Source organism: Legionella cherrii (assembly GCF_900635815.1).
Classification (GTDB): domain Bacteria; phylum Pseudomonadota; class Gammaproteobacteria; order Legionellales; family Legionellaceae; genus Legionella; species Legionella cherrii.
Genome location: NZ_LR134173.1, coordinates 118295 through 144250, shown reverse-complemented (window position 1 = coordinate 144250; position 25956 = coordinate 118295). Strand labels below are relative to the sequence as shown.

The window sequence follows — 25956 nt, the reverse complement described above, 5'->3', positions numbered from 1 at the left end:
AGGAGCGCAGCACAATTTTGGAAGTTCATAAGAATCCCCCTCCCATTTATGGAAGGGGCAGGGGTGAGGGTAGTGCCTAACGACCTCATCCACCCTGACGGGCCCCTTCTCCCCCTAGGGGAGAAGGGAAATACCTGGATTTACCCCAGGTTACAATTATTCAGGATGCAACACAGAGCAAAAAATATTTTGTGGATCATACTGCTCTTTCAATTGAACCCAATCATCATAGCGTTCTTCGAAATGATGTTGCCAAAAGTGTTTATCCGGAGCATCACCTAAATATCCAGAAAGATAGCGTTTACCTCCTTGCGGTAGAAAGAGTGCATCTAAGTATTTGATGGCTTCCAAACAACTTGGAATTAACGCTTTTGGTAAACCGGGATTCAGGATCATCAGAGCAAAAATATCTTTACCTTTAGGAAGTTGTAAAAATCCTGTCGGGGAGTGGGAAGCAATTCGTGCAACATGTACTACAGTAGCATAGTGTAACGGCAAAGTAGCTAATAACTCTTCCAGGTTTTCCAATTGTGCACCCGATATAAAGCACTCGTACCATGGATGTTGTAGCTCCCATTGCCCTGTCATTTTCATCGCATTAAAGCGTGAATCATGACGATGCAAATAAGAATGGATTAATTCATCTTGGGTATGTAAAAGCCGCCAAGGTTTTAAGCCTAAGTCACTGAAAGCAGGAGGATCATTATCATACTCCAAAGCGACATGCAGCGCATAAAACCATTGTGCAAAAGGGAGGCGACCTTTTTCCGATAATTTCGCACCTTGTAAGGCTGGGGTGCAAAATGATTCCACATAATCTGCATTGGTTTGGCACAAAAGCAGGTCATGCAGCCATTCGTTCTTATCTGCATAAAGCAAAAAAAATGTTCTCACCTTTTTTAAACAGGGTCTTAAGGCAATGCACGCTTTGGTGATCAGACCAAAGCGTCCTTGCCCGCCCAAACAAGCAGACATTAAAGGTGAATGTTGCTCTAGATGGACCACTTTTCCATTTGCTTGCACCACTTCTAAGGCTTTTACATGAGCCACAACGCTACCGTATTTGGATGATGCAGCACCTACCCCTCCAGCAGAGAGCACACCGCCAACCGATAAATTACAATTATGGGGAACTACATAAGGAACCATAGACTGTTTTAACGAGCTCTCTAATAAAGATGCCCAAGTGGCGTTGGCGTCAACCCAAATCGAACCTGCATCCGCTTCCGATGTATTGGTGAAGTGCCTCATACTCAGGATTAATCCACCTGGAACTGCAAGTGATTGCCCGCTTTGGCTCATTCCATTACCACGAACTGTGATAGGCAATTGATGGGTATGGGCATATTGGATAAATGATTGCACGTCTTCAATAGTCTTAGGCTCGAAGACGGCTACAGGATTAGAGTGAATGAGTTTACCAAAATCTTCATGAAATAAAAAAAGCGAGTGCTCATCGCTGAGCACCGCTTGTCCAAACTCTTTTTTACACTGCTTTATGTGAAATGAGTTCCACTGGTTCTTTGTTTGCAGCATCTTGATGATTCCTTTGTTTTGCTAATTCGAGTCTTCGATTACAAGCAATAATCAATCCATCAAACATCTTGTTAAACGCATCATAGCATCGGTCTACCAATTTTAATGCTTCACGTCGAGTGTGAATGGGTACTTTTCTCGAAAACAGTGAGCGCTCCATTTCTTCTTCAAACAAGGCATGAGCCATTTCTACTTCCAAGTGTGATGTAGAGAAATATTTGAGGTTTTTATCTTCCCCTGTTTTTTTCACTTGTTTTGAAACTTTTTCAAAGAAAACGTGGCCTGATGATTCAATTGTTAAAAGGAGAACAATATTGAGAATTTCATCACTCGCTTTATAAACCTCAGCTAAAATAGCATAGGCGGCATCACGAGTTAATTGAGTTTCTTTGCTGTAAAGCCAACTTACATCATTTGTATCGTTTGTTGGATCGATATTAACTGCTCCCATATATTTTTTATCATGCAGAAACCATTTTTCATGGCCTGCGTCTTCGAGCCTGTGATGACGGGCAACTTTTCTTAAGTAGGGGTCGTTCACTCGTTCTTCATTTATTCTTAAAATATCTTGGAACGTCATTGCCCAAAAGGTTAGTTCAGGAACAAAGTAACTCAATTCTTTTAAACTTTTCAATTGTTCGAGTATTTCAAAAAAAGGATGATTCATGAATTCTTGTTGTTTGGAATCAATATAATCTTGTATGATTTTCATAGCCATCTCCATGAGAATAAATTTGTTGGACAATTTTAACAATGCATGACGCATACCAACTTTTTTTTCTCTTTTTTGCTCGAATATGATAAAAAGGGGGATTTTGGCCCTTATTTTCATCAAAAGGCAGAGTGCTCTGTCAATAAAAATGAGCAAAAATTAGCCTAATTGCCAAATTTTTGACAAATGAATCCCTTGAATTTTTTGACATATTTTAAAATTCAGTTTAATTATGCCAATTTTTTGTCATATTGTTTAAGTTCGTTCTCTACTTTATTCCAATCAATCTCTTCAATTCGCTCCACTTTGTCGCATATTTTATTTAAAAATTGTGCTTGTAACTCACCATGTGCTTGTGCCTCAGCATATGGGGTATTGGTAAACATTACCAAAACGTGTTTTGAAACATAATGTTCCGGATATCGATGCATTAATTCATGTTCCAGCTGTTTCTTTAAGTTAAATTGCTTGTCTCTAATATCAATTTGAATTTCATGGAAGTTATCCAGAGACATTTGAGCCACCGCATCCGTATTTACCTTCCTCGATTGATAAAATGCCGGCATGACTTGCTTCCAGTCATCATGATATTTATCCAGAAGGTCATTTAAAATACGACAGTCTTCAAAAGCACTATTCATTCCCTGACCAAAAAAGGGGACTACACCATGAGCGGCATCTCCGATTAATAAGCATTGATCCTGGTAATACCAGGGGTCGCATTTTATAGTACTCATATTACCCATAGGGTGTTGGGTAAATTCTTCCAATAAATTAGGCATTTGCGCATAAGCATCTGGGAAGGACTCTTTAAAAAAGGCATTGATTTTCAATTCATTTTCCAGTTCAGCGAAGCTGTTTTTTCCTTCAGTGGGCAAGAACAAGGAGCCTGTAATTGACTGGTTAAGATTGGGATTGCCTAGCAATAAAAAAGCATCTCTTGGCCACAGGTGTAAATGTTCGTGAATGAGATGATTTTGCGCAGGCTCACCAATGGAAAGCTCTTTGTATCCATAAGGTAGGAACGTGCGTGAGGCATGAAGCAAATGTTTTGCCCTTAATTGCTCACGAACGCATGAACCTGCTCCATCCGCACCAATTAAAAGCTCATATTTTTGGTTTATGAAGGAACCATCGGATAATTCAAAAGTAACCCTTTTTTTGTCAACATCCAAATCAATGAGTTTCCTGTTAAAACTAAGTTTAACCTTAGGAAATTTTTCTAATTCATTAAGCAATAACATATTGAGTTCATTGCGTTGAATGGCATTGATGTATTCATCATGATGCCGTCCAAAGGATTGGAATTTAATTTGTCCCTGAAGTTCATGAATCGCACGGGCGCGCATAGGAACCATGAGCTTTTTCACCTGGGGCATGATACCGACCCCTTCCATGCCAGTAATGCCACGACATGACAAGGCCAGGTTAATGGAGCGTCCATCATCTGTACTCATAAATCTTAGATCAGGCCGTGCATCAACAACCTCAAGTTGATAATCTCTTTTGGCCAAATAGAGTGCGAGTAAAGTTCCTGCCAAACCCGATCCAATAATGGTTACCTCTTTCATTCCATTCTCCTTAAAACAATCGCAGCCGTAATTGAGGCTAGGTTTCAATACTGCCATTTTTGGGAAATATCCCTTCGCTCTTGAAGGGAGCGGGTGTCCACTAGGGCGGATGAGGGTATTACAACGAATGAACCCTCACCCCTACCCCTTTCCACAAGTGGGAGAGGGGATTCTTAAGGTAATGTCAGTGACCTCTGCCCCTGTTTCGCTATTTCCTTAAATGCAGTAAACCTGTACCAACTCATATCAGGTAACAAAGTACTGCGATTGCTTGTTTCAATTAATCAATCAATGCGACATAAAAAACTCTCTTAATACTTCTCAGCCTAATTTTTACCAGCAAAAATCATACCGATTTGAAAGAATCATAGGAAATATAAATGGAACATCATACCGAGCCACCTAAGTCATCCCGATTCTCCAAGGCATTCCCCTACGTTATCCCTCGCTACGCTTGGGATTAAGTGTAGTTCGAATATACAGGAGAGATGCCTTAGAGACAGCTTGGGGTGATGTGCAGTTGTAGCGATTCTAAAGATGACGAAGAATAAATTCGCTTAATTCTTCTGGTTTTTGAGGCATGGCAAAATAATATCCCTGAGCATAATCACAACCATGTTGCATAATAAATTCACGTTGTAAATCGGTTTCTACTCCTTCAGCGAGTACCTCTAAATTTAAGCTATGCCCTAAGTTGATGATGGCTCGTGTAATGGCGGCATCATTTTCCCGATTGACTAACTCACTAATGAATGAACGATCAATTTTCAATTTATCTACAGGAAATTGCTTGAGATAAGATAAACTGGAGTAGCCAGTGCCAAAATCATCGATGACTAATTTTGCCCCCATGTCTTTTAATTCATACATGGTTTCCACAGCATGTTTTACATTATCCACAAGTAAGCTTTCCGTAAGCTCCAATTCCAGGAATTTGGCCGGTAAGCCTGTTTCAAGAAGGATATTTTCAATGACATCAGATAAATGTGCTTGACGGAATTGCCGTCCCGAAATATTTACAGCAACTGTTAACTGATCATAACCTTGTGCATGCCAACGTACCAGTTGGCTGCATGCTTCGCGCAAAACCCACAGACCAATATCAAGAATTAAACCATTTTCTTCAGCCATGCCAATAAAATCATTGGGTGGAACATCGCCTAGAATATGGCTGTGCCAGCGTAATAAGGCTTCAAAGCCAATAATTTTGTTTGTAGCCAAATTAATAAAGGGTTGATATACCAGATGGAATTCATTTCTCTTAAGTGAATCACGTAACGCATTATCGAGTTGCATGCGGTTAATGATGCGCATGTTCATCTCTTTGTCATAAGTGCGATAGGTATTGCGGCCGCTGTCTTTGGCATGATACATCGATAGATCCGCACTTTTCATTAAAGATTCATAATCATCACCATCTTTAGGAAAATAGCTAATACCGATGCTGCCAGTAATTTTTAAATTGTGCTGATCAATTTGAATGGGTCTTGCGATTGACGTGAGAATTTCTTCTGCCTTTTGTTGCGCTTGCATTTCAGTTGCCACATCTTGTAATAAAATGACAAACTCATCACCGCCTAAGCGGCAAACGGTATCAAAATCATCAGTAGCAATAAGTAAGCGGTTGGACACTGCTTGTAACAGCCGGTCGCCAATGCTATGTCCCAAAGTATCATTAGTCATCTTGAAATGATCCAGATCAAGAAATAAAAAGCCTAACATAGAACCTTTTTTCTTCGCTTGTAAAATGGCTTGATCCACACGGTCAATTAATAATACTCGGTTGGGCAATTCAGTGAGCGAATCATGAGTTGCTTGTTGAATTAATTGTTGCTCCATCTCACGTCGTTGGGTAATGTCGTTAAGAATACAGACATAATGTTTGACGTTATCAAATGAATCCCTAACGGGAGCGACACTCACCTCCGCCCAGAACACTTCGCCGTTGCGTCGGTAGCTTTCTAACTCCACGGTCTCTTCACGTAGTTCCTTAATTGCCAGGTTAATTCGCTTTTGATTTACATGTTCCATTTTGCTGCCATGCAAAAAGGTAAGATTTTGTCCTAATATTTGTCGTTCACTGTATCCAGTGATGCGCTCGAAGGCTTTATTAACATAAATAATCGGCAAATTGGGTTTGGAAATGTCAAGGATAACTACACCATGCGTACTTGCTTCAATGGCACGCTCTCGGATGCGAAGTTCATCTTCTTCCATGAGCTTTTGGGTTATATCCCTGAAACTGTATACTCTGCCAACAATTTCAGAACCTATTCGTTGGGGTTGAGTAAAGCGCTCAAAAATTCGTCCGTCTTTAAAATGTAAAACAGGTAATTCTCCTTGCCATTCTGGATTTTCATAAAGATACTTCACATCAGCAATGACTGCTTCGGGGTTACTTAGCTGTTGTAAAATGTATTCAAAGCCAATACTTTCGGTGCCAGATTCCAACATATGAGAAGGGATTCGCCACATTTCCACGAACTTTTGATTCCAATCCACCACCTGTCCTTTACCATTAACCATCATGATGCCATCAGCAGTGGATTCAAGAGTAGCGCGCAATAAGGATAAAGATTTTTCCAGTTCTATATTTTTTTCAAGAATATTATGGGTCTTCACATTAATATTTTCTGACAGTGGGGCTTTAATAGAGCGCTGAAACTCAGGTTGTGTGTGATACCATTTTTCAAGTAGCGTGGATAAATTAGGAGTTGGTGTAATCATTCCTAATTCTTCGCATACATTCGTAAGCGATGGTTCTCGGCCTTGTTTTTTAACTCTCTCTGCGGCGCTAGCCACTTTTTGATAGTCTATTTGACGTCTGGTCATGTTCCCTCACTCATCCCCTCAACTACGTACAAATTGGTGTATCTGTTGCTCTGATCCAGTTTTATCTTAAAGTATATACTGTTAATGCATTTTTTGCTTAAAGATACATCAGCTGAGAAATTCTTTTGTCATCTTCCAAGATTTCTTTCGCTTAAGGCTTGTGAAAAGACCAAAATAGATGAAAACAAGAATGAGGAAGTATTAAGAAGGTGTGGAATAAAGAGTTCCCGCTCGCGCGGGAAAGGTGATTTAATTACTTTATTTTTTTCCCGGAGCAGCTGGAGCGGGAACGGATATGGGTTGAGATGCTTGTTTGCTTGCTAATTGTTGCACTTGAGTATTTACAGTTTGAATTTGCGTCTGTAGCTGACTTTGTACTGTTTTTATCTGATTTTGCAATTGAGTATTTACCGATTGAATTTGTTGTTGCAAATCAGCTTGTACTTTTTTAATTTGCTCCTGCAGCTGGGAGTTCATCTGCTGGGTTTGATGTTGTTGATCGGTTTGCAATTGTTTTAACTGGCTTTGAATTTGAGTATTAAATTGTGATATGTCATCAGCAAAAGCAATATTAGCTAAAAAGACCGTACAAAAAAGCGATTTTGCCAAAATTTTCATTACCATTCCCTTAATTGAAAAAATAATCGGTCTTAATACTTTACCTAATCCTCTATAAATTGACTAGGACCTATTTATATTTCTATTCTCTTGGCCAAAATGACTGACTTTCTGTGTTCTCTACGTCTCCTGAGCGTAACGAGAGATCAGAGAGCCTGCTCGATTGGCTGCACGTTTAACGTTTAAAACCCAAATAGCAGAGGATGATGCCAATGATCAGATCAAATCCGGCAGCGCTGTAGGCAATACTATTATTTTGCACAAATAAAAGGGTCGCTCTATCGATATAGTGCGGATAAAAAATCATATTTGCACCTTTTAATAAGATAATCCAGGCAATAATCGTGATTAAAAGTCGCCAGCTCCATTGCCAAATATTATGAGCTACAACCATCAGTAAACCCACAGTAAAGGTCCAAAACCCCAGGACGAGCATTAATGGACCATCCTTTAACAACTCTTGGACATAGAGGGTAAATTGATGCAGATTGATTAGAATGGCTAAGCTGACCACAATGAGATAAATCCCAAGGACTTTACTTAAAAACTTCGATGTGTCCATTTGAGCACTCCTGTTATTCCTCTTATAACTCAAGTGTAGCCCAATAGGAATTTTGTGAGTGTTGTAGCCTGGATGCGGTAACGAAACCCGTGTTGAAGTAGGTTAAACCTTGACCGAACAAAAAAACTTTGCGGGTAATTAACGATGTGGGCCAAGGCTCACCCTACTACAAATGCAGCTTTTGTAATGGCCATCGAGTGTTAAAACACCAATACTTCATGTCTTTGTTCTTCCTCCGCCACTTTCATGACATTTCGTGGGTTTGGGGGTGGGAATAAGCTTTGACTTTGCGCATAGGTGCGTGCTGAAAAATACTCTTCAGTGATCGTTTTTGCCTTCTCTACAAGCAATTGGAATTTTTCTGTCAGTATTTGGATGAATTCGCTGAAGTTATAATGGCTTAATTCGGCCAACATAAGACGATTATCTAATGCTTTGGATAAAGGTTGTCTGCCGTGAAAGGTGGTTGGGTTTTGGGTCCCAATGAGGCAAAACCCGGGTTTTTTTGGCGGATTTCCTTCAAGGTCATAGCCCGAAAGTAATGCATTAAGTAATTCTTCATGCACTTGGGTATTGAATTCTTCAATAAAAACGACTTGTCCTTTATGAAACGCATCTAAGAGTTTCGCTTGTACTTCTTTAGGATTGGTTGGGGCAATGGTGTGGTATTCAACCCCTTTTGCTTTCAGCAATGCATAGACTAATTGACTTTTACCTAGACCCGGTTCTGCTTCGAGAATGATTCCATTGATACCCAATTCCTGATCCCAAAGACCTTTTATCTTTTTTTCTCGAATAAGTAACAACATTTCGATGCTTAATGCTATTTTCTTGCGTGAGTCAGTCCAGATGAATTTTTTATCAATCGTTTGCGGCTGTAATTGTTGCAAGACTTCTTTGAGTGGCTTTTTTTCTTGTTTCCAGTTTTTTTCCTGCTTGATCTCAAGACGAATGGATTGGCTCAGTTTTTTATCGAGATTTAAAGTTTTGATTTCGCTTAAAATGGCATATCGCATTAGAAAATCATGGGATAGCAATTTAGTTTGCGACAACTCTTTTAAGATGGAAAAGCGCAAACACATCATTTGCGCATTGCGGGAGGTAATATTCAGTCCGGCAGCTTGTGCTTTGATATAGTAAGTTTGAATGAGATTCAACAAGCTTTTTGCATCATCGTAGTGCTTAAGTAAAGGACTTAAAATGTTATCCAAGCGTTGCCCTTCAAAGGACAAATAATGGGGGAAGCGTCTAAATAAATCAGGCTCAAAACGTCCCTCATAATGAGTCGGATTTCCTGCAAAGATAATTTTATGTTTTTTTAATGGGTAACAGGTTCCTTCATACCAAAACTCTTTATCACCTCGTGCCAGTGCTTCGAACAACGCATAATGATTCTGACTGATATTGGCTTCATCAAGAAATAATATGGGTTGTCTTGCATCCTGATGCTCAAGCCAGTTTTTTACTCCAGCCAATCCATGATAGATTTTGATGGGTTTGAGATGTTGCTTACCGTACTTAGGCAGGATTTTCTGGACAAAATAGCTCTTTCCAGCCCCAGTTTTACTCGTTAGAAACACAAATGAATGATCGTCCAGATAGTTCATCACCATTTCAGGAGTAGTTGGCTCAGCATGGTCAGGAAGAATTCCTGCTCGGTGCTCTAGTCGCTGGATTAAATGATTCAGCCATTTTGAATGCTGAGTTGGGTCCTTAGGCAAATCAATAAAATGGCTATGACATGCTGTCAGTTGGAGCCTTTGGTAGGTTTTCTGTAACTGTTCTGCTAAACCAGGCGTTAAGCGGGCGAAATCTTCTTCAGGTTTGTACTCATGGGTTGTCTTATGGACGGCTTTAAAAGGAGCTGCATGGTCAGTAATTAAGGTGATGTTTGGCGCTGAAACGGGTTCGCCATTGACCCAAAGTGTGGGGGGATCAACGAAGAGGGTCTGTACTTGTTGGGCAAAAGTTGTTGAGAATTGTCCTTTGAGAATTACCGGTTGGCCCCCTTTAATGGCTTCTAGTAATTCAGTGTCTTGACCTTTAAATTGTTTGTCTTTTAATGATACATGAAAGAACAAACTGTTAAAATTGGTTTTGGGGTCAACATTGATGGTGATGGCGCCTTCTGCTTTGTATTTTTCCTCCGCATCATCTAAATCATTGGAAATAATGAGTCGACTCTTTTGTCCTAATGGTTCTATAGGAATTACCCATTTTTTTAATGGCTCAGGAATGAATACCTTGGGCGTTGCTTTAATCGTTAGGGCGCAGGATGCTTTTTGGGCTTCCCGTAAGAGGCTATACCACTGGATTTCAGTTAAATTATCGGTGACGATTAATTCAAGAGCGGCATCGGCAGCAAAAAATCCAGGCAGCGGCTTAAGTGTATGATTTTTGGTGATTTTGTATTGACCGGAAAATAATGGCAATGTCGTTTGGTTGACAATTCGTTTTTTCGCAGGGGTTTCTTTAGGCGTCAAAACCTCGGGGTAGGTACTTAAATCAGGTTGGGCAAACTCCAGATGAAAATCCTTGTGTAGCTCATGCCATTCACCATTAAAGAAAAAGCGCTTCTTTGCTAACAATTCTTTGATCAAGAAACGGAACTTAGGATCTTCAAACGGCGCATTATGCAAAACTAATTTGGTGGTTTTATTTTTAGATGCTTTTAGGAGGGCACCTGGTGCAATGTCTAAAGTTCCCTCATCAAAAGTATGTCGTCCTAGAAAAATGGACTCCCAATTGAGCAGCGAAGGAAAAAGAACATCATTGTCGCTTATAGGTTGGTTCGGTTTTATTTCTGGCAAGATTACGGAGGGGATCTCAGGTGCTTGGCTGATTGCATCAAAGCGTGAATAAAAATCATCACCCATTTTGAATGCAGAACGTTCGTCCATTCCTACGACGATATGCACATTGGGTGGGATTGGGAGATCTCCGAGCTTACGGTCTTCATTATCAATAACACTATTTAAGCTGACATGACGTGCTTTGGGAGCAGACCAGTTAATGAACCAAGTAAAGGATTCATTCGGATTTAACGTGGCATTCTTTAAAAATTGACTTACTGGACTATCTACCTGTTGGTCTTTATTGTGTTCGACCCGCGTGTTACGAAGTACCAGCGAATCGAGGTCACGTGAAAACAACGTGTTTTTGCATAATAAGGATGCTTGATGTAACGCTTCTATACCTTGATTGTTTTTAAAAATAAGCCATTGCCTTGAGGGCGAATCTTTAGAAGTAAGTATCTGTGCCAGCTCATCCGCATTTTGGGCTTGAATAGGGAAGCTATTCCAGGTTTGAAATCGATTATTTGCTTTTAAGGGGGGAACGGTGTTTTTTGTTTCCTCTACTGATTCTTTGGCCTTGGCATCGTGTTTTTTTATCAGGGGAGGCATTGGAAGATCAATAATATTCGCAGCCCCTCCACCTAAATTCAGAGTAAAAGGTTTGTTGTTGTCTTTTACAAGTGCGAATTGATGAGTGTCGTTACTAACCAGGCTGGCATCGATGTTCAACGCATCCGCCAGAGCTGAAAAGAGTTGCGCTCTATGCCTGCAAACCCCCGCTCGTTGTTGGATTAAGGCATTCAAAACGTCAATGACATTACCATGGATATCAGATTCCGCTGATTCGTTTTCAAAACGACAATATTCGGCTAACGCTTGAATGCGTTGTATGGCATCGAGTTTTAACAACCTTTGATATTCTTCGCAGTTAACTAATTTTCCTTTTGCGTCAAAGGATAATTTGGATATCCATTCGAGATGTTCTTTGGGGGCATTTTGATCAAGGGTGAAATCAACATTATTCCCTGGGTCAAGGATATAATTCACAAGGCAAGACTCTACTTTTGTCTTAAACTTGATGAAGTAATAACCAGAAGCGGGACACCTTTTTATTTCAAAATCCGGCTGTTCTACAGCATAATTAATGAGTTTATCGTTGGTACTTAAAGCGGGTAATTGAAGCCATTTACCGACTTGGGGATCCTCAAAAATAAATTGACCATACACCGATTTTGGGGATGTATGTGGATGGTCAAATTGTTCCTCTAATTGTTGTATAGAACATTTTAAAGATTCAGAAACAGGCTCTAAATTTTCTTCTCCAGGGATGTAGGGTTTAAAGCATTTATTGAGGGGAGACCAAAAAAATGTGTCAAGATGGTAACTGGAAACAGGAGGATTTGGGCCTTCTTTTGCTTTGAAAATTGTTCGTGCAGGTAAAGTAGGTATGTGCTCGGGTTTGCCTATATTTCCATCAAGCGACAGAGAACCATCATTTGGTGCAACGAATTTTTGAGTACTCTCTGAGCTGCCTCCCAAAAACGTGATTTCAATGTGCGGATAACTGTATTGAAGCCATTGTGATCCAAGTACATCCACACTATTTTGGGGATTAGGATAGGATATTGATTTTAAATTAGGTGCTATTTTAATTAATTGATTTAATTCTGCGAAGGACAAGGCATCTGAAGTAAAAGTAACGTGAGTTAATAAAGGAAGTGCACCAGGTGCCAAACGATTCAGCAGATCAAGAAGATTGTTGGGATTATTAATTTTAATCTCATTTAAATTCGGTGCAGCGGCTAAAAGGTTCAGTAATTGTTCGGGGAGTAGCTTATTTCTTGGAACAATGAATTCTTTTAAATTGGGCAGTGAATTGGGTGCAAAATTAATGAAGTCAGAACCAATAAAGCGACAACCAAGATTAAGATGAGTTAAATTGGGGGCTCCTATCAGGAGGCTATGGAGTTGCCCTGAGGACATATACCCTTGATAGAGAGTCACTTTTTTTAGGGCTTTGAGCGGATTATCTAATTGGATTAGAGATTCTTCGAATTCTGTCCAGTCGAACCAGGAAATATTTAATGATTCGAGATTGGGGGCAGAATTAACGAGTGTGTAGATGTCTTCAAAAATGAGACTGGAGCTGATAGTCAGTACTTTTAAGTGGGGAAGTGGCGCCTTAATTTTTAGTGAACCATCCGAAACAGTGACAAAAAGATTCCTTAGAGAGAGTTCAGTTAAATTAGGTGTCGCATTGATTAACTCTCCTATTTGAGCTAACGAGGTTTGCAAATTTGAAAATGAAATGGTTTTTAAATTTGCCATCTTTTTCAATTGAAATTTTTGTGGCTTGGAATTTTTAATGGTTCCGCTATTGAGGTAAAGAGAGGTCAAATTCGGTGAGTTATTCAGAAAGGTTGAGAATTGTTCTGAAGAAAACCCTATTTCTTCTGCTTGAAAAAACCTTAATGCGGTAGTCAAAAGGGGTTCATTAACTGGTTCTTCCTCATGGTACTCTCCCTCAAACTCACAATTATCCAAGACCAGTGAAAAAAGGCTTTTTCTTTGATTGAGAAAAGAAAATAAAGAGAGCTTGCTGTTGGTCAAAGTAAGATGAGTTGGTTTTTTGAGTAAGTCTGGATAATTTTGCTCCAAATAGGGAAGAAGAAGAATGCCAGGATCATTAAAATTCTTTTCATCTATTAATGATTGCAGAAATGGCGGAAATGGTATTTGGGTGCGGTTATCTGAAATTTCTTTGTTTAAATTGCAATATTTTTTAAGCCAATCTTTTTCCAGATTAAGAGGAGAGTCAAAAGACCATTCGATGACGCTGAGCAAACCTCTATCGTACCTTTCAGAATAATACAGTTCTTTGTATAGGGGAACCAAGTCGATGATTAAGAAATTGATAAAATGAAAAAATGCATCTGGAGAGTTTAAAATTTTGGTACAAAGATCATTAAATCCAGATACATCTAAAAAATCAACACGATCGCGAATGAGATTTAATTTTTTTAACTGAGCAGTTTCTTGACTTGGATCCAGTTCATAATATTGTTTATGGATTTGATCAACTTGCTCCTCATCGTCTATTTTTTTTAAACCTTCCCGAGTAGGAACGTATATGGAAAAATTATCATCAATTAATTTTTTTATAATTCGTTGTTTTAGATAAAGATGTGGTGACGATTCATTTAAATTGCATTTGATAATGATGGCTTTTTTTTCGAGTTGAACGGAACCTGTCGTGATGGTATCCCAGCATTCTGGATTATCAGCTAGCGCTTTATCAAGATTCAAAACCCCACCATTCGGTTCAACGGAAGATTCAATGGTAGGTAATTGATTTTTCTCGTAGAGTAAGCCTAAATTATCTAGAATTTCATTTTGTGACTTCATTTAATTCCTGATGCATTAGTTTTTTTAATTGATAAAGCGTGTAATTATATACCTTTTTGATGATTTTGTATTCATTTTTTGAAGTGGGTAGAAATGATTTGTGCAAGCTTAGGGCATGTATATTTATTATTTATTTAGAGCGCATGGCCAAATATTTATCAATCATTTGGCGTGAAAGGCTAATGGGTTTGGGTAATTGGGGTAGTTTTTTTATTGAGAACCATTGGGCGTCTTCGATCTCGGTTGCATCGATTTGAATCGCACCGCTTTCATATTCAGCAATAAATCCTAACATTAAATTACTTTGAAATGGCCAGGGTTGAGAGGAAAAATAATGCAAATTTTTTATTGTTAAGCCTACTTCTTCTTTTACTTCACGTACAACCGTTTGTTCAAGCATTTCTCCTGGCTCCACAAAACCCGCCAAGAGACTGTAAATCCCAGGTAGAAAATGAGGAGAACGCGCTAGTAAGATTTCATTATCTCGCCAGATGAGTACCAACATAACCGGGGCAATTTGCGGAAAAATTAATGAGTTACAGTTGGAACATACTTTAGCACGTTCTTTATTACTGTACTGGGTTTTATGGCCACAATAGCCACAAAATTGAGTGCTGCTGTCCCAGTACAATAGTTGCTTCGCTTTGGAAACAAGTAAAAACAAATCCTCATCGCCTATAAGTTCATGAGCTTGGCGAATGTGCTGAAAAGCCATGTATTCGGGTAATGCTTGTGGTTGTTTACTAATCTGCACTGCAAAACACGGTGTATTCCCATATGTCCCTAAATAAATTTGGCGATCAACAGAGAGATTGAGTGTATTGATCCCAAAAAATTGAGGAATGGTATGGTTTTGTAAAAGAATATTTTCACCATGAAAGATAAACCAAAATGCTGGTTCAACAAATGAGGTAGGTGGATTTATTTGAGAAATGAATGGTTTTGACATAATGGGAAATCCACAAGTTTACACTATTAAGTGTACATAATGATTTTGTAAGCGGTCAAATTATATTATTTTCTCCAGCGGTAGAGGGGAACTTATTGAATCCCTTCTCCCCTAAGGGGAGAAGGTGCCCATAGGGCGGGTAGTGATTCCTAAAACATCCCATTACTATTTGCTGACTCAGCCGGTATGGGTTGAATGACATCCCAATGCTCATAAATTTTATTGTTTTCCAGACGAAAAATATCCACTATAGCTCGTCCTTTAGTCCCCGGCTCTAGAACAGAATGAACATGGACAATCACATAATCTCCATCGGCAAGAATACGTTTGATCTCACTGTGTGATTGAGGGTACGTATTTTTGAGGTAATTAATGTAATTTTTTAAGCCTTCTATCCCATCTTGAGCCATAGGATTATGTTGAATATACCATGCGCCTAAGTAATTTTGTGCCGCATCAAAGTCTTTTTCATTCAATGCTTTTTGATAAAATTGGCTTACTATGTGTTTATTCGTCTCCTGAAGAGATCCTGCGACTCCAGAAATTGAGTGAATCAATAAACCGCCAGTTATTAATGACAACAGTATTTTTTTCATTATTGCTCCTTTTTAATCTAACAAATTGATTATAAATAGCTATTTAAATTAAAAAAGCGCATAATTTTGGTCAAATATATCTAATTTTTAGATAGATTGGAGTGGTGAATAATGACTAAGGTCACTTTGGAACAATGGCGGGTATTACAAACCGTGATCGACGAGGGCAGCTTTGCTAAAGCAGCAATAAAATTGCATAAAAGCCAATCCAATATCAGCTATACCATTGCAAAACTTCAGGACATGTTAGGGTTGCAATTAATGCAGCTTGAAGGACGTAGGGCTGTGTTGACTGAACAAGGAGTGGAAATTCTCAAGTTATCGCGACAAATTACCCGGGCGGCAAAAAATGTTGAACTTGCGGCGCTTAATTTAAAATCAACCCATGAAAAATCATTACGCCTCGCCATTGATGAGATTTTCCCAGCATCTGTATTAATGGCCGTACTGCACCAATTCGCTCAGGAAAACCAATTGACTAAGCTTATTATCCATCAAGGTTTATTATCAGGTCCTAGTGATCAATTAGTTCAGGGGGATGTAGAGCTTGCTATTATTTCAAAAATTCCAGAAGGTTATACAGGGAATAAATTAATGGACGTGCATTTTCGTCCATACGCTCACAAAGACAGCCCCTTGCATCAAAAACAGGTTACTCTCGAAGATCTCTATGAGGAACGTTATCTCATCGCTCAGGATTCTGGAGCCAATAATAAACGAAATGAAGGTTGGTTAGGTTCTGAATTTCATTGGAAGGTAAGTACCTTGGAAATGAAAGTTCAATGTGTGGCGCATGGAATAGGTTTTGCCTGGCTCCCACAGCAAATGGTTGAAGAGAGGAATTTACCGATCCTCCCTCTGGTTATGGAGGAAAATAACATCAGAACCTATCCAGTTTATTTAGTGCACCACCAACCCCAAGAAATGGGGCCATCAGCAAAACATTTAATTGGGCTCTTTAAAAAATACTCGTCCAACTACAATAAGCTGTAGCTAGGTTGGTTGTTTTAAAATCATGGCATGTTAGCCAAGACAGTTGAATTGGAAGTTAACCCTAGTGACATGAGGTATAAATTGGCCTATAAAATAGATTAAAGCCACCCTTCATAAAGAGAACTTTATGAACATTACAAAAATGAATTTCATGCTCAGCGGGTTGATGATTTTATTTTCCGTTAGCGCACAGAGTATGACTGAAAATGTGTCACCATCTGATTCAGATACAGCGCGAATCTCCATGTTGGAGAAAGCACTGGCACCTCAGAAGCTGGATGGAGTAGCGAACTTATTTGCAAAAGCAAATAAACAACGTAACGGCGCCGTCCAATACATGTTATTTTCGGATCAATTAAAAAAGAAATTTAAAGATCAATGGCCTTATTGGGTTTCCGGAGTTTCTAGCCCATGGATTACTTCCTATAAGATTAAAAAAATGGCGCAAGGTAAAAATTCTTGGAAATTTGAAATCACTTATCAATGGGCAACTGCTGACGGGCTATTTAATCCACCCCTGGTTCAAACCATAGTCGTAGCGCCTGTACCTAAAAATATCAATTCATCACAAAAATTTTGGATCACTGAAATTTAAAGAGAAATAGCATACCGATACTATAATTATCTCAAGTACCCGTTTAAGGAATAAACAATGCATAATGGAGAGGGATGTAATTAAAGAAGATATTCAAAACATTTTATTTAGGAATGGATTTTCTACTCATGAATTCAACATAACAATAAAGAACGGTTCAAGTTATGATCCCAACCAAATAGTCAGTACGCAAGTGTGGATAACGATTGAAAAGAATTCCATAAAAAAAACAATATGGTCTATACTGAAGTAATTGGCCTGCTGATTTTGAAACGGATTTAAAAAATGGTTATTTTAACCACTGACAGTTAGGCGTTCTGTAGTCTTGGGTGCAGTTCAGGGAGCTTAGGGTATTCGTGTGATTTTATTCAAAAACCCGGGCTACAGCGTTGCTTTCACCCAGGCTCAAATTGAGATTTTATAACTCTTTTTTTATTTCCTTAATGCAGCGAATCCTAGTGTTGCAGCGACGCCTAAAATTACTCCTACTCCAATAGTGGTTGGAGAGAAAAAGCTATGAGGATTTACTGCATTCTCTTTTTCTTGCTTATTCTCTTGTGTAGGTAACGCAAGTTTTGCGCCCTGCGCTTCACTTCCTGAACTTGGCGATTTTTCTTTAGGAGTAGTTACGGCTTCCACCCATCGCTCTTTATCTCGCGAAGAAGACACATTCACTTCACTGTCTGGAGATTCTTCTTTACCTATATGAGAATTGGTTTGTGCCGCTAAAAATTTGCGCTCGGCGATTTTTTCTTTAGAATCATAAAATATCGGTTCTGTTATAATCACTGTTCCACTGGGTGTTTGCGCTTTTCCTACTATCGCAGTTGCTTCAAGTTCTGTATAACCAGTTTGTTGTAATTCTTTAATATGGTCTTCTAATATTTGTTTGGTTGGAGACGCTGCTTCCCCAATCTGAAGATGTTCCTCATCTATTTTTCCTTCTGTCTTATTGTCATTCCAGGAAACAGTTTTTTTCTCCTTTTTGGTTGCTCCCATTGTCGTGGATTCGTATTTTTTTTGCATGAAAAACCTCATTACTATTAACTAAAAATAAACCAATTTTAACAATAAATAATTAAGGAAATATGAGCTGAGTCTTTTGTGAGTATTTGAGTGAATCAAAGATATGCCGTTAATTATGCAACTACTCCATTAAAATCAGACCTAAACGTTGAATTCAACTATACTTAGAAAAGCAAAATATGAGTCAACTCCATTTACGGGATGCATACGGATGAACAAAGAATATCATCGGGAGAACATTTATGAGTATTGATAGGGAAGCCTATACTCCTTATGTCCCAGTGCACTCCCCGTTGTGGAGAGTATTGATACCACCCACAGCTTTATCCCTAATCTGTATTTTAATCGAGTATAAAACCAACTTTCTGGTGTTTCACACTCTGACTGAGTTAATTTCAGTGTTTATTGGATTAACTGCAATGACTGTAGCCGCCACAACGACACAATTCACCAGAAATCAGTTTGTGGTTTTTATTTCTTTTGCTTTAGGTTGGGTTACACTCCTCGATATCGCCCATATTCTCTCGTATAAGGGAATGGTTTTATTACCTCAAGGGGGAGGTAATTTAAGTACTCAACTTTGGGTTTCTGCTCGTCTTCTTCAGGCTTTATCTTTTCTTTTTGCGATTTATTTTTTTAAGCATTCCATGAAGATTTGGGTGGTTAATTTGAGTTTTTTTTTAATAGTCTTAGCTATTTTTGCTGCCATTTTTTCAGGTCATTTTCCAACCACCTATATTGATAATTATGGGGTCACTTGGTTCAAGCTTTATTGCGAATGGGGGGTAATTCTTATTTTGACTATGACCCTCATATTACTTTGGTATGAGCAAGCCATGATATCAAAAGAGCTTCTTTTATATATGAGCCTCAGTTTAATCTCGATGATCCTTTCCGAGTTAGCATTTTCAGATTATAAAAATTTATTTGGCATACAGAACATAGTCGGCCATATTTTGAAAATATACTCATTTTGGTTTATCTACATCGCTTTAGTGGTACAAACCTTACGTCGACCCTTTGATATATTGGCACGTGCTGCAACAACTTACGATAATATTCCTGATCCTACCTTTATTGTTCAAGCTGAAGGCACCATCAGCCAAGCGAACGCTGAGGCAGGAAAATATACCCAGATTAAACCCGAGGAATTAGTAGGCCTATCTTCCCATAACCTGTTTCATAATCAGTCTGAAGCGATCGAGCAATGTGCCGTATGTTCGCAACTGCCGATCACAAGAAATAAATTTATTGTCGAAATTAAGACTGGAACAGGGGGATGGGTGGAATGCAGCTTGTCACCTATCGAATCTGATTTATTCCCTAATTCTTGGGTACAAATAGTAAGAAATATCACCTTTCGTAAAGCGCTTGAAGACGAGCGAAAAAAATTGACCTACAACTTGGGCGAACGGATTAAAGAACTTAAATGTCTTTATAACATTTCAAATTTAATTGCACTCAGCAGTTTAGATATTGAAGAACTCTTTACAAAAACAGTTAATGAGTTACCCTCCGCTTTTCAATACCCTGAACATATGGTTGCAAAAATAGAAAGTAGTTGGGGTGAGTTTAGTTCAAATCCTGATGCGGAAAAATTACCTTATCAATTGGAAAAGGCATTTAGACTTAATAGCGGGGCTGCAATAAAAATAAACGTATATTATTGTGTTCCCCCTCCATCAGAAACCATTTTTTTACCCGAGGAAGTTGCCCTTGTAGATTCAGTAGCGATTCTATTACAGACTGCGCTTACACGAGTTCACTCGGAACAAAAAGCAACCGAGGCAGAACAGCGATTTAAAGAAAGTGAAAAACGTTTCCTGGCATTTATTGAACAAGCACATGTTGGTGTCTACATACGTAATAAAAAGCGATTTCTCTATGTAAACCCACGTTTTTGTCAACTAGTTGGTCGAAATGAAAAAGATTTGTTATCCATTGGCTTGCTGGATTTGATCGAGGATGAATCAACGAAAAAGTTAGTTCTTGAACAGTGGGAGCAATTAGATCACGCTCAATCGAGTGTTGCTTATAACTTACCTTTAACAAGAAAAAGTGACGGTGCTTCCTTAATTTTAAGAATTGATACGACGGTCATATCCTGGAAAGGTAATTCTGAGTTCTTGACTATAGCCGATGACGTGACTGAAATTCAGCATGCAAGGGAACAAATAGATCAATATGTCGCTCAATTAGAAGCGGCTATAAAGGGAACTTTTCTCGCTGTTTCGTCGATGGTTGAACTTCGTGATCCCTATACCGCAGGCCATGAGCGTCGGGTGGGATTAATCGCAAAGGAAATTGGCAAAGAGCTCGGGTGGTCTACTGAACGTTGTGCATCACTTGAACTTATGGGGTTAGTCCATGATATAGGGAAAATCTCAATACCCGCGGAAATTCTTTCCAAGCCAACTCGATTAACCGATGTTGAAATGGAGCTCATCAGGGGGCATCCACAAGCGGGCTATGATATTTTAAAAGATGTTCCACTTAAAGAACCTGTAGCTGAAGTTATCTTGCAACATCACGAGCGTCTTGATGGCAGTGGCTATCCGCGAGGACTGAAAGGACAAGAGATCTTGCCTGAAGCCTTGGTGATCGCCGTAGCTGATGTATTGGAAGCAATATCATCCCATAGACCCTATAGGCCCGCTTTAGGTGTGAATGCAGCTGTTGCAGAAATTAAACGTGGAAGAGGGATTCAATATGATGAACACGTTGTCGATGCCGCCTTAAAACTTATCGAACAAAATAAATTGCCACTGGAGCAGTAAAAGGAAAGTAGTATTGTTTTTTTTCTCACAAAGACTTTATTGAAAAAATCATATGTCATTCCCGTCTTTGCAGAAATGGCCTGAAGGTAGTTTGGTAATTATCATATCCTTCCAAACATGTATTCAATCAAAGCTCTTGGCAATGGGGAATGAGTGGGATTACTCACTCTCTTTATTAGACAATCTCTTAGAAATATCAGTATATTAGATTATATTTTTAATCCAAAGGTGTTTTATGTTTCGAAAAACCGCTCCTTGCTTTTTTGCCGTTGTCATTGATGCGTTAGGTTTTGGACTTGTTTATCCGGTAATGACCGCTATATTTACAGCGGAACATAGTCCTGTTTTAAGTGCCGATGCGAGTATGGCAGTAAAACATTTTTATTTGGGATTAAGTTATATGCTTTATCCCTTATGCATGTTTTTTGGAACTTCCTTTATGGGGGATTTATCCGATGTTTGGGGACGGAAAAAAGTATTGTTGTTGTGCATGTTGGGAATAACCATTAGTTTTCTACTCATGGGGGCTGGAGTTGCTTTTTCTTGTTTGAGTTTATTACTTATTGGCAGGGCTCTTTCGGGTTTAATGGCGGGTAGCCAACCCATAGCACAAGCTTCTATTGCTGATTTTAGTACACCTGAAACTAAAGCCTTAAACATGAGTCTAATTTCCATGAGTTTTAGTTTTGGCTCTGTTCTGGGGCCCTTACTTGGTGGAGTGATGTCGGATCAACAATTACTGCCTTGGTTTACTTTTACCACCCCTTTTTTGATGGCAGCATTCCTTGCGTTTATCGCTTGGGTTTGGATCGAACTTGGCTATCAAGATACTGTTTTAGCTTTGTCTCATAAAAAAATATCCTTTTTTCGGCCAGTACAAATTTTCATAGAAGCATTTGAACATCAATCCGTTCGCATTCTGGCATTGGTTTTTTTATTGATGCAAATGGGATTTAGCCTTTATTTTCAATTCATCATTGTACACATGAAAACGGCTTACCATTACACCAATTGGCAATTGGGTGCAGTTCAAGGCATGATTGGTTTAGGTTTTGCTATTGGCATCCTTATTGGTATGCCCTTGTGTGTTAAACGATATAAGGTACAGCACATCGCTTTATATAGCCTTGTACTTACCGGCTTGGGGCAATTACTGGTTTATGTGATTCCCAATTCTTTGTTGCAATGGCCCTTAGCGGTGGTTATCGCAACTTTTGATATTATGGCATTTGCTTGTTTATTAACGTTATTCTCCAATGCAGTTGATGCCCAATCGCAAGGATGGGTAATGGGCATATCCGGTGCTGTGATGGCCTTTGCCTGGATGGTTACGGGATTTGGCTCCAATTTATTATCCCTTATCTCCAGTGCCGGTTTGATTGTTATCGGAGGCGTGTTACTGCTCGTTTCAGCACTCCTCTTACTAAAAAATAATTGAGAAAAGTCACATTGGGTGGTCCAATCTGACTTTTCTTCAAGATTTTTATACCTATTGCAGTTTAGGAAGAGCAGATATTTTCTCCGATTGCTTTGCAGGTTTACGTGAAAAAAAAGAACCCACATAACTTAGGATGGAGCGATTGGTATTCGTCTCCTTTTCCTCTTCAACTTCAATAATTTCAGGTGCTGGGTACAAACTCTCTTGAACCATTTGAAAGCCTGAAAAAACACTTTTTAGAACGAAAGGGAGCAGGGTTAACATCATCAGCATGCTGCCTAAGTTGGTTGATTCATTAAACAGCGCATAATTCGCTAAAGATTGAAAAACTGCAATGAGTAGCGCAATGCCCATAGTATTTGAAATCAACCTTGAAGCATTGATATTGCGGTTATCCATGGGTAAATCAGCGCTTTGATTAATTTCATAAAATGCAATCCACAACCATAATAGGTCAAATGCAACGCTATACCAATGTTGCTGATTCATTTCCGTGACATTTGCGCCGACCGCTTTTGCTATATCAAAGGTCATTTTCCCGCTTTTAAGTGCTAAGGCCATCGTCGGTTTTTCTTGTGAGTTCGCTAAAGGAGCGAATTGCTGGACAAACAAGCTTTTCGGAAGGTTAATATCAAAAAGCTCGTAAAAGGTTTTATCAGAACCAAATAATCTTCTTAGTTGCTCTTCACTGATATTTGCTAAAGCACCTACTCCAGGGGCAAACGTACCATCATCGGAATGATGGGCGATAACCACATTGGAGTTTTTCATCATCATGACATCATTGGTCCCATCACCATTTGCGACGATAAAATAATGATGATCTTTGAGATAACGGGCAAGAATACCTTTTCCCTCGGTACTCATTTCGGCAAAAATAATGACTGGGCGTTTTGTTTTATCTCTATCCATCAACTTTTGCAACTGTGCCAATACGGTTTCATTAACGCCGGCAAATATGACGGTGGCATCGGGTGGACAATTTTTTTCACTTAAACTGTCAACAGCTTGGTCTTCAGCCTGATTGGCGCGAATGGTAATGATGTTTTTCGCATTTTCCGGACATAATACTTTGGCAATATTTACCGCTGCTTTAGTGGTATCCCCTGTTGCTACAAATACCGGAACGGATATTTCTCGGCATTGAGCGATAAATTTTTCAGCTCCTTTTTTTACTGGGTTATCAATAATAAAAGTGCCGTAATAGCCCAATTTTTTGAGTAATGATGGATTTTTTAAAATAAATTCTTCAATCGCTTTTTTATCATCTTTATCAAATAATTCTTTTAAGGTTGTAAACTCAAATTCATTAAGTGGCGTGTGGGCGATACACCAATCGCGGGATAAAACTGCGGTACGACTTTGCATCGAAGTATATGCCTGCAACAAAGGCGTTTCTTGAAATGCATCCGCTTTAGGCACTCCACAAAAGACAAGAGAGGATTCTTCACCATCCTGCACGAGGGTGAAACGGCCGCCAAAGGTACGATATAAACCCAGATGAAATGTCTCAACTTCTTTTTTAGAAGCAATTACTTTTTTAAAGTGATTGTTTCCCAAGGTGGTTACTTCCAAACACTGAGAATTATCCAATAAAGATTTGAATAACCCCAAAATGGCATGTTCCTCAGGTTCTAATTCCTTTATATTGTTAGTAAAGGCATAACAAAATACCTCAAAGGATTTACGCCATTGTGATTCTTCGGGTAGAAGTAGATTTCCTTTGTTTTCTTTGATTAGGTGCTGTACTTCAGATTGCATATCGGTAGTCCACAATCCTAATACATCCATTTGAGTGGTAGTCAGAGTGCCCGTTTTATCTGAAATAATCGCAACCCCATGGGGAAATTTATCACGATAATATCCACCTAAAGCATTACATAAATCGACCAGACGAAGCGCATCAATCGTTTCAAAAGGTTGATCCCCCAAATTGCTATTTAGGCTTTTCATTAAACGGCTATTTACAGTTTCCCGTAAAAAAGCCTCAGAAAAGGGAATCATCGTTTGAAAGAGGGTGAACATGAGTCTTAGCGTTTCTGCAGGCATTAGGGTAATGTCTCTTTGCAGAAAAGCAGCCATAATGATGGAGCCTAAAATAGAATATAAAACACTTCTTTGCTTGCGTTCGGCAATAATCTCATTAATAACGGCTTTCTTCTCATAGTTACTACTCAATATAAGTTCCTTCTCAGGCTTAATTTGAATAAAAATATTGTCATTCCCGTATAGGTTTAATTTATCGCCTACCAGTACTCCTGCTTGTTTGCCATCCCGAACTGCATATAAGTCCACTTTTTTGTAATCTGATGTCAAATTAGCTTTGGTGTGATGTTCTATCCAAACATCTTCTCCATTTTGCGCTTTAAGATTCACACTAAATTTTTTTCGCTCCAGCGTTGGGGTCCATTTGCCTTCTACATTACGTTGTAGGGCAACAAGCTCTCCCGATATGGGCACACAATCCAAATGGATGCTCTCATCACAAAGAACCAAATCTCCTGTACGGAGCTGGTATCTGGGAACGTTAACGAATTCTGGGCCTTTCGCGGTAAATTTTAAAACCCGATGTACCTTATGATTGTATTCGTAATCATGGTTCAATTTTTCTTGTTGCACACGCATTTTTTTTATAGTCGATGGTGCTAAATCAGCGAGTAATGCCGGTAAGTTACGAAATTTTTGTACGATTCGGTCCGCATAGCGAATATTGTGAGAAATAAGTCCCAATTGAAAGGCACGCGAACTGACCATGAGCTCACTGGCGATAAAGTGATTGATTTGGAGCCATATATTGGATACTGGCGTTAACCCGCTGGAAATCACTGCTGTATCTGAGCGTTGTGCGCCTCGATTGTATTGGAAGCGGACGAGTAATTCTTGTGCTTTTTGCGTGAGATACGAAATGCCGCTGGGAACAACCAATGCACTCGCGCCCAGTCCGGCAATTAATGAATACTCATCAGCAATAGGAAGTAAAGAAGTAGTGGCCTTAAAAACGGAGCTGTACATATAGGTTATTGCCAAAACTTCACTGGCTACCGCAGCTGAGAGTGCTACCCCGGACTCCAGTTTTTTATCAGTAATCCGGTTTAAGGCGCAATATCCTAATAGGCTCGCACTAAAAAGAAATTTGACAACAAAATCATATTCTGGATTCCCCATGAAGTACTCACTGAGGTATGGTGTTAGATAATGACCAAGAACCAAGGCCGCACCTGAAGAAATGGTAGGCCAGATGTATTTTTTAAATGTACTCCAATCCACAGAATCTAAAGAAAAGGTCCATGCCAGAGTGTGATACAGTTCTTTGACGCGCAAGGAAAAAAAATTGTTTATTTCTGCTGCGGTACTTTTTAGGTAGTATGTGCGATCGGGTTCGGCCTGTTGTACCAATTGAAGGGGCAAGGCCCGGCTGTCTTTAGGATTTTTGCTTTGCGATTTTGAGAAGGTAGGTATTTTTGTCTTCATGTCTCAATCCTTTTGCATTCCAATAATCTATTTGAATATTTAGGGCCCATCTTGATAGTTAACTTATCTACACCAAAGGT

The 25956-nt window shown here is 39.1% G+C and carries 15 protein-coding genes; 4 read left to right on the top strand and 11 right to left on the bottom strand.

Features of this window, described 5'->3' with window-relative positions; all coding sequences use genetic code 11:
* Positions 1–156: 156 nt before the first annotated feature.
* The 9 genes from EL022_RS00625 to EL022_RS00585 form a co-directional block, all read right to left on the bottom strand.
* Entirely contained in the window at positions 157–1536 is a 1380-nt protein-coding gene (locus EL022_RS00625; RefSeq protein ID WP_028380837.1) for an FAD-binding protein, read from the bottom strand.
* Positions 1487–2248 (bottom strand): hypothetical protein, encoded by a 762-nt coding sequence (locus tag EL022_RS00620; protein ID WP_028380838.1) that lies wholly within the window; start codon positions 2246–2248, stop codon positions 1487–1489. The genes EL022_RS00625 and EL022_RS00620 overlap by 50 nt, the downstream gene beginning before the upstream one ends.
* 230 nt (positions 2249–2478) lie before the next feature.
* Positions 2479–3819 carry an FAD-dependent oxidoreductase gene (locus tag EL022_RS00615; RefSeq protein ID WP_028380839.1) on the bottom strand — a complete coding sequence of 447 codons (1341 nt, stop codon included), beginning with the start codon at positions 3817–3819 and terminating at the stop codon, positions 2479–2481.
* A 531-nt stretch (positions 3820–4350) separates the two neighbouring features.
* Positions 4351–6651, bottom strand: a complete 2301-nt coding sequence (locus EL022_RS00610) for a bifunctional diguanylate cyclase/phosphodiesterase (RefSeq protein WP_028380840.1) — start codon at positions 6649–6651, stop codon at positions 4351–4353.
* Positions 6652–6909: 258 nt separating this feature from the next.
* Complete coding sequence (locus EL022_RS00605) at positions 6910–7269, bottom strand: hypothetical protein (protein ID WP_028380841.1); 360 nt, start codon at positions 7267–7269, stop codon at positions 6910–6912.
* Positions 7270–7444: 175 nt separating this feature from the next.
* Positions 7445–7831, bottom strand: a complete 387-nt coding sequence (locus EL022_RS00600; RefSeq protein WP_028380842.1) for a hypothetical protein — start codon at positions 7829–7831, stop codon at positions 7445–7447.
* 200 nt (positions 7832–8031) lie between these two features.
* Complete coding sequence (locus EL022_RS00595; RefSeq protein ID WP_028380843.1) at positions 8032–14031, bottom strand: MoxR family ATPase; 6000 nt, start codon at positions 14029–14031, stop codon at positions 8032–8034.
* 130 nt (positions 14032–14161) lie between these two features.
* Positions 14162–14980, bottom strand: coding sequence for an NAD(+) diphosphatase (gene nudC, locus EL022_RS00590; protein WP_028380844.1), 819 nt, complete (start codon positions 14978–14980; stop codon positions 14162–14164).
* Between the two features lie 149 nt (positions 14981–15129).
* Entirely contained in the window at positions 15130–15576 is a 447-nt protein-coding gene (locus EL022_RS00585; protein ID WP_028380845.1) for a nuclear transport factor 2 family protein, read from the bottom strand.
* Between the two features lie 111 nt (positions 15577–15687).
* On the opposite strand from EL022_RS00585, the gene EL022_RS00580 reads away from it, so the two are divergent.
* The gene (locus EL022_RS00580) at positions 15688–16569 is read left to right on the top strand and encodes a LysR family transcriptional regulator (RefSeq protein WP_028380846.1); all 882 of its coding nucleotides are present in this window, start codon (positions 15688–15690) and stop codon (positions 16567–16569) included.
* Between the two features lie 127 nt (positions 16570–16696).
* Entirely contained in the window at positions 16697–17164 is a 468-nt protein-coding gene (locus EL022_RS00575; protein WP_126325044.1) for a hypothetical protein, read from the top strand.
* A gap of 432 nt (positions 17165–17596) precedes the next feature.
* Here EL022_RS00575 and EL022_RS00565 read toward each other — a convergent pair whose 3' ends face one another.
* Positions 17597–18190, bottom strand: coding sequence for a hypothetical protein (locus EL022_RS00565; protein ID WP_028380848.1), 594 nt, complete (start codon positions 18188–18190; stop codon positions 17597–17599).
* 242 nt (positions 18191–18432) lie between these two features.
* Between EL022_RS00565 and EL022_RS00560 the strand changes: the two genes are divergently transcribed.
* Both EL022_RS00560 and EL022_RS00555 read left to right on the top strand, forming a co-directional pair.
* On the top strand, positions 18433–20967 hold the full coding sequence (locus EL022_RS00560; RefSeq protein ID WP_028380849.1) for an MASE3 domain-containing protein: 2535 nt from the start codon (positions 18433–18435) through the stop codon (positions 20965–20967).
* Between the two features lie 235 nt (positions 20968–21202).
* Positions 21203–22405, top strand: a complete 1203-nt coding sequence (locus EL022_RS00555; protein ID WP_028380850.1) for an MFS transporter — start codon at positions 21203–21205, stop codon at positions 22403–22405.
* A gap of 51 nt (positions 22406–22456) precedes the next feature.
* Here EL022_RS00555 and EL022_RS00550 read toward each other — a convergent pair whose 3' ends face one another.
* The gene (locus EL022_RS00550; RefSeq protein WP_028380851.1) at positions 22457–25876 is read right to left on the bottom strand and encodes an HAD family hydrolase; all 3420 of its coding nucleotides are present in this window, start codon (positions 25874–25876) and stop codon (positions 22457–22459) included.
* Positions 25877–25956 lie beyond the last annotated feature (80 nt).

What these genes read in the sequence shown, in the direction of transcription:
- EL022_RS00595 (WP_028380843.1), bottom strand. Translation starts at nt 14,031, where the DNA reads ATGAAGTCACAAAATGAAATTCTAGATAATTTAGGCTTACTCTACGAG.
- EL022_RS00565 (WP_028380848.1), bottom strand. Translation starts at nt 18,190, where the DNA reads ATGCAAAAAAAATACGAATCCACGACAATGGGAGCAACCAAAAAGGAG.
- EL022_RS00580 (WP_028380846.1), top strand. Translation starts at nt 15,688, where the DNA reads ATGACTAAGGTCACTTTGGAACAATGGCGGGTATTACAAACCGTGATC.
- EL022_RS00550 (WP_028380851.1), bottom strand. Translation starts at nt 25,876, where the DNA reads ATGAAGACAAAAATACCTACCTTCTCAAAATCGCAAAGCAAAAATCCT.
- EL022_RS00620 (WP_028380838.1), bottom strand. Translation starts at nt 2,248, where the DNA reads ATGAAAATCATACAAGATTATATTGATTCCAAACAACAAGAATTCATG.
- EL022_RS00585 (WP_028380845.1), bottom strand. Translation starts at nt 15,576, where the DNA reads ATGAAAAAAATACTGTTGTCATTAATAACTGGCGGTTTATTGATTCAC.
- EL022_RS00560 (WP_028380849.1), top strand. Translation starts at nt 18,433, where the DNA reads ATGAGTATTGATAGGGAAGCCTATACTCCTTATGTCCCAGTGCACTCC.
- EL022_RS00610 (WP_028380840.1), bottom strand. Translation starts at nt 6,651, where the DNA reads ATGACCAGACGTCAAATAGACTATCAAAAAGTGGCTAGCGCCGCAGAG.
- EL022_RS00615 (WP_028380839.1), bottom strand. Translation starts at nt 3,819, where the DNA reads ATGAAAGAGGTAACCATTATTGGATCGGGTTTGGCAGGAACTTTACTC.
- EL022_RS00555 (WP_028380850.1), top strand. Translation starts at nt 21,203, where the DNA reads ATGTTTCGAAAAACCGCTCCTTGCTTTTTTGCCGTTGTCATTGATGCG.
- nudC (WP_028380844.1), bottom strand. Translation starts at nt 14,980, where the DNA reads ATGTCAAAACCATTCATTTCTCAAATAAATCCACCTACCTCATTTGTT.
- EL022_RS00605 (WP_028380841.1), bottom strand. Translation starts at nt 7,269, where the DNA reads ATGAAAATTTTGGCAAAATCGCTTTTTTGTACGGTCTTTTTAGCTAAT.
- EL022_RS00600 (WP_028380842.1), bottom strand. Translation starts at nt 7,831, where the DNA reads ATGGACACATCGAAGTTTTTAAGTAAAGTCCTTGGGATTTATCTCATT.
- EL022_RS00575 (WP_126325044.1), top strand. Translation starts at nt 16,697, where the DNA reads ATGAACATTACAAAAATGAATTTCATGCTCAGCGGGTTGATGATTTTA.
- EL022_RS00625 (WP_028380837.1), bottom strand. Translation starts at nt 1,536, where the DNA reads ATGCTGCAAACAAAGAACCAGTGGAACTCATTTCACATAAAGCAGTGT.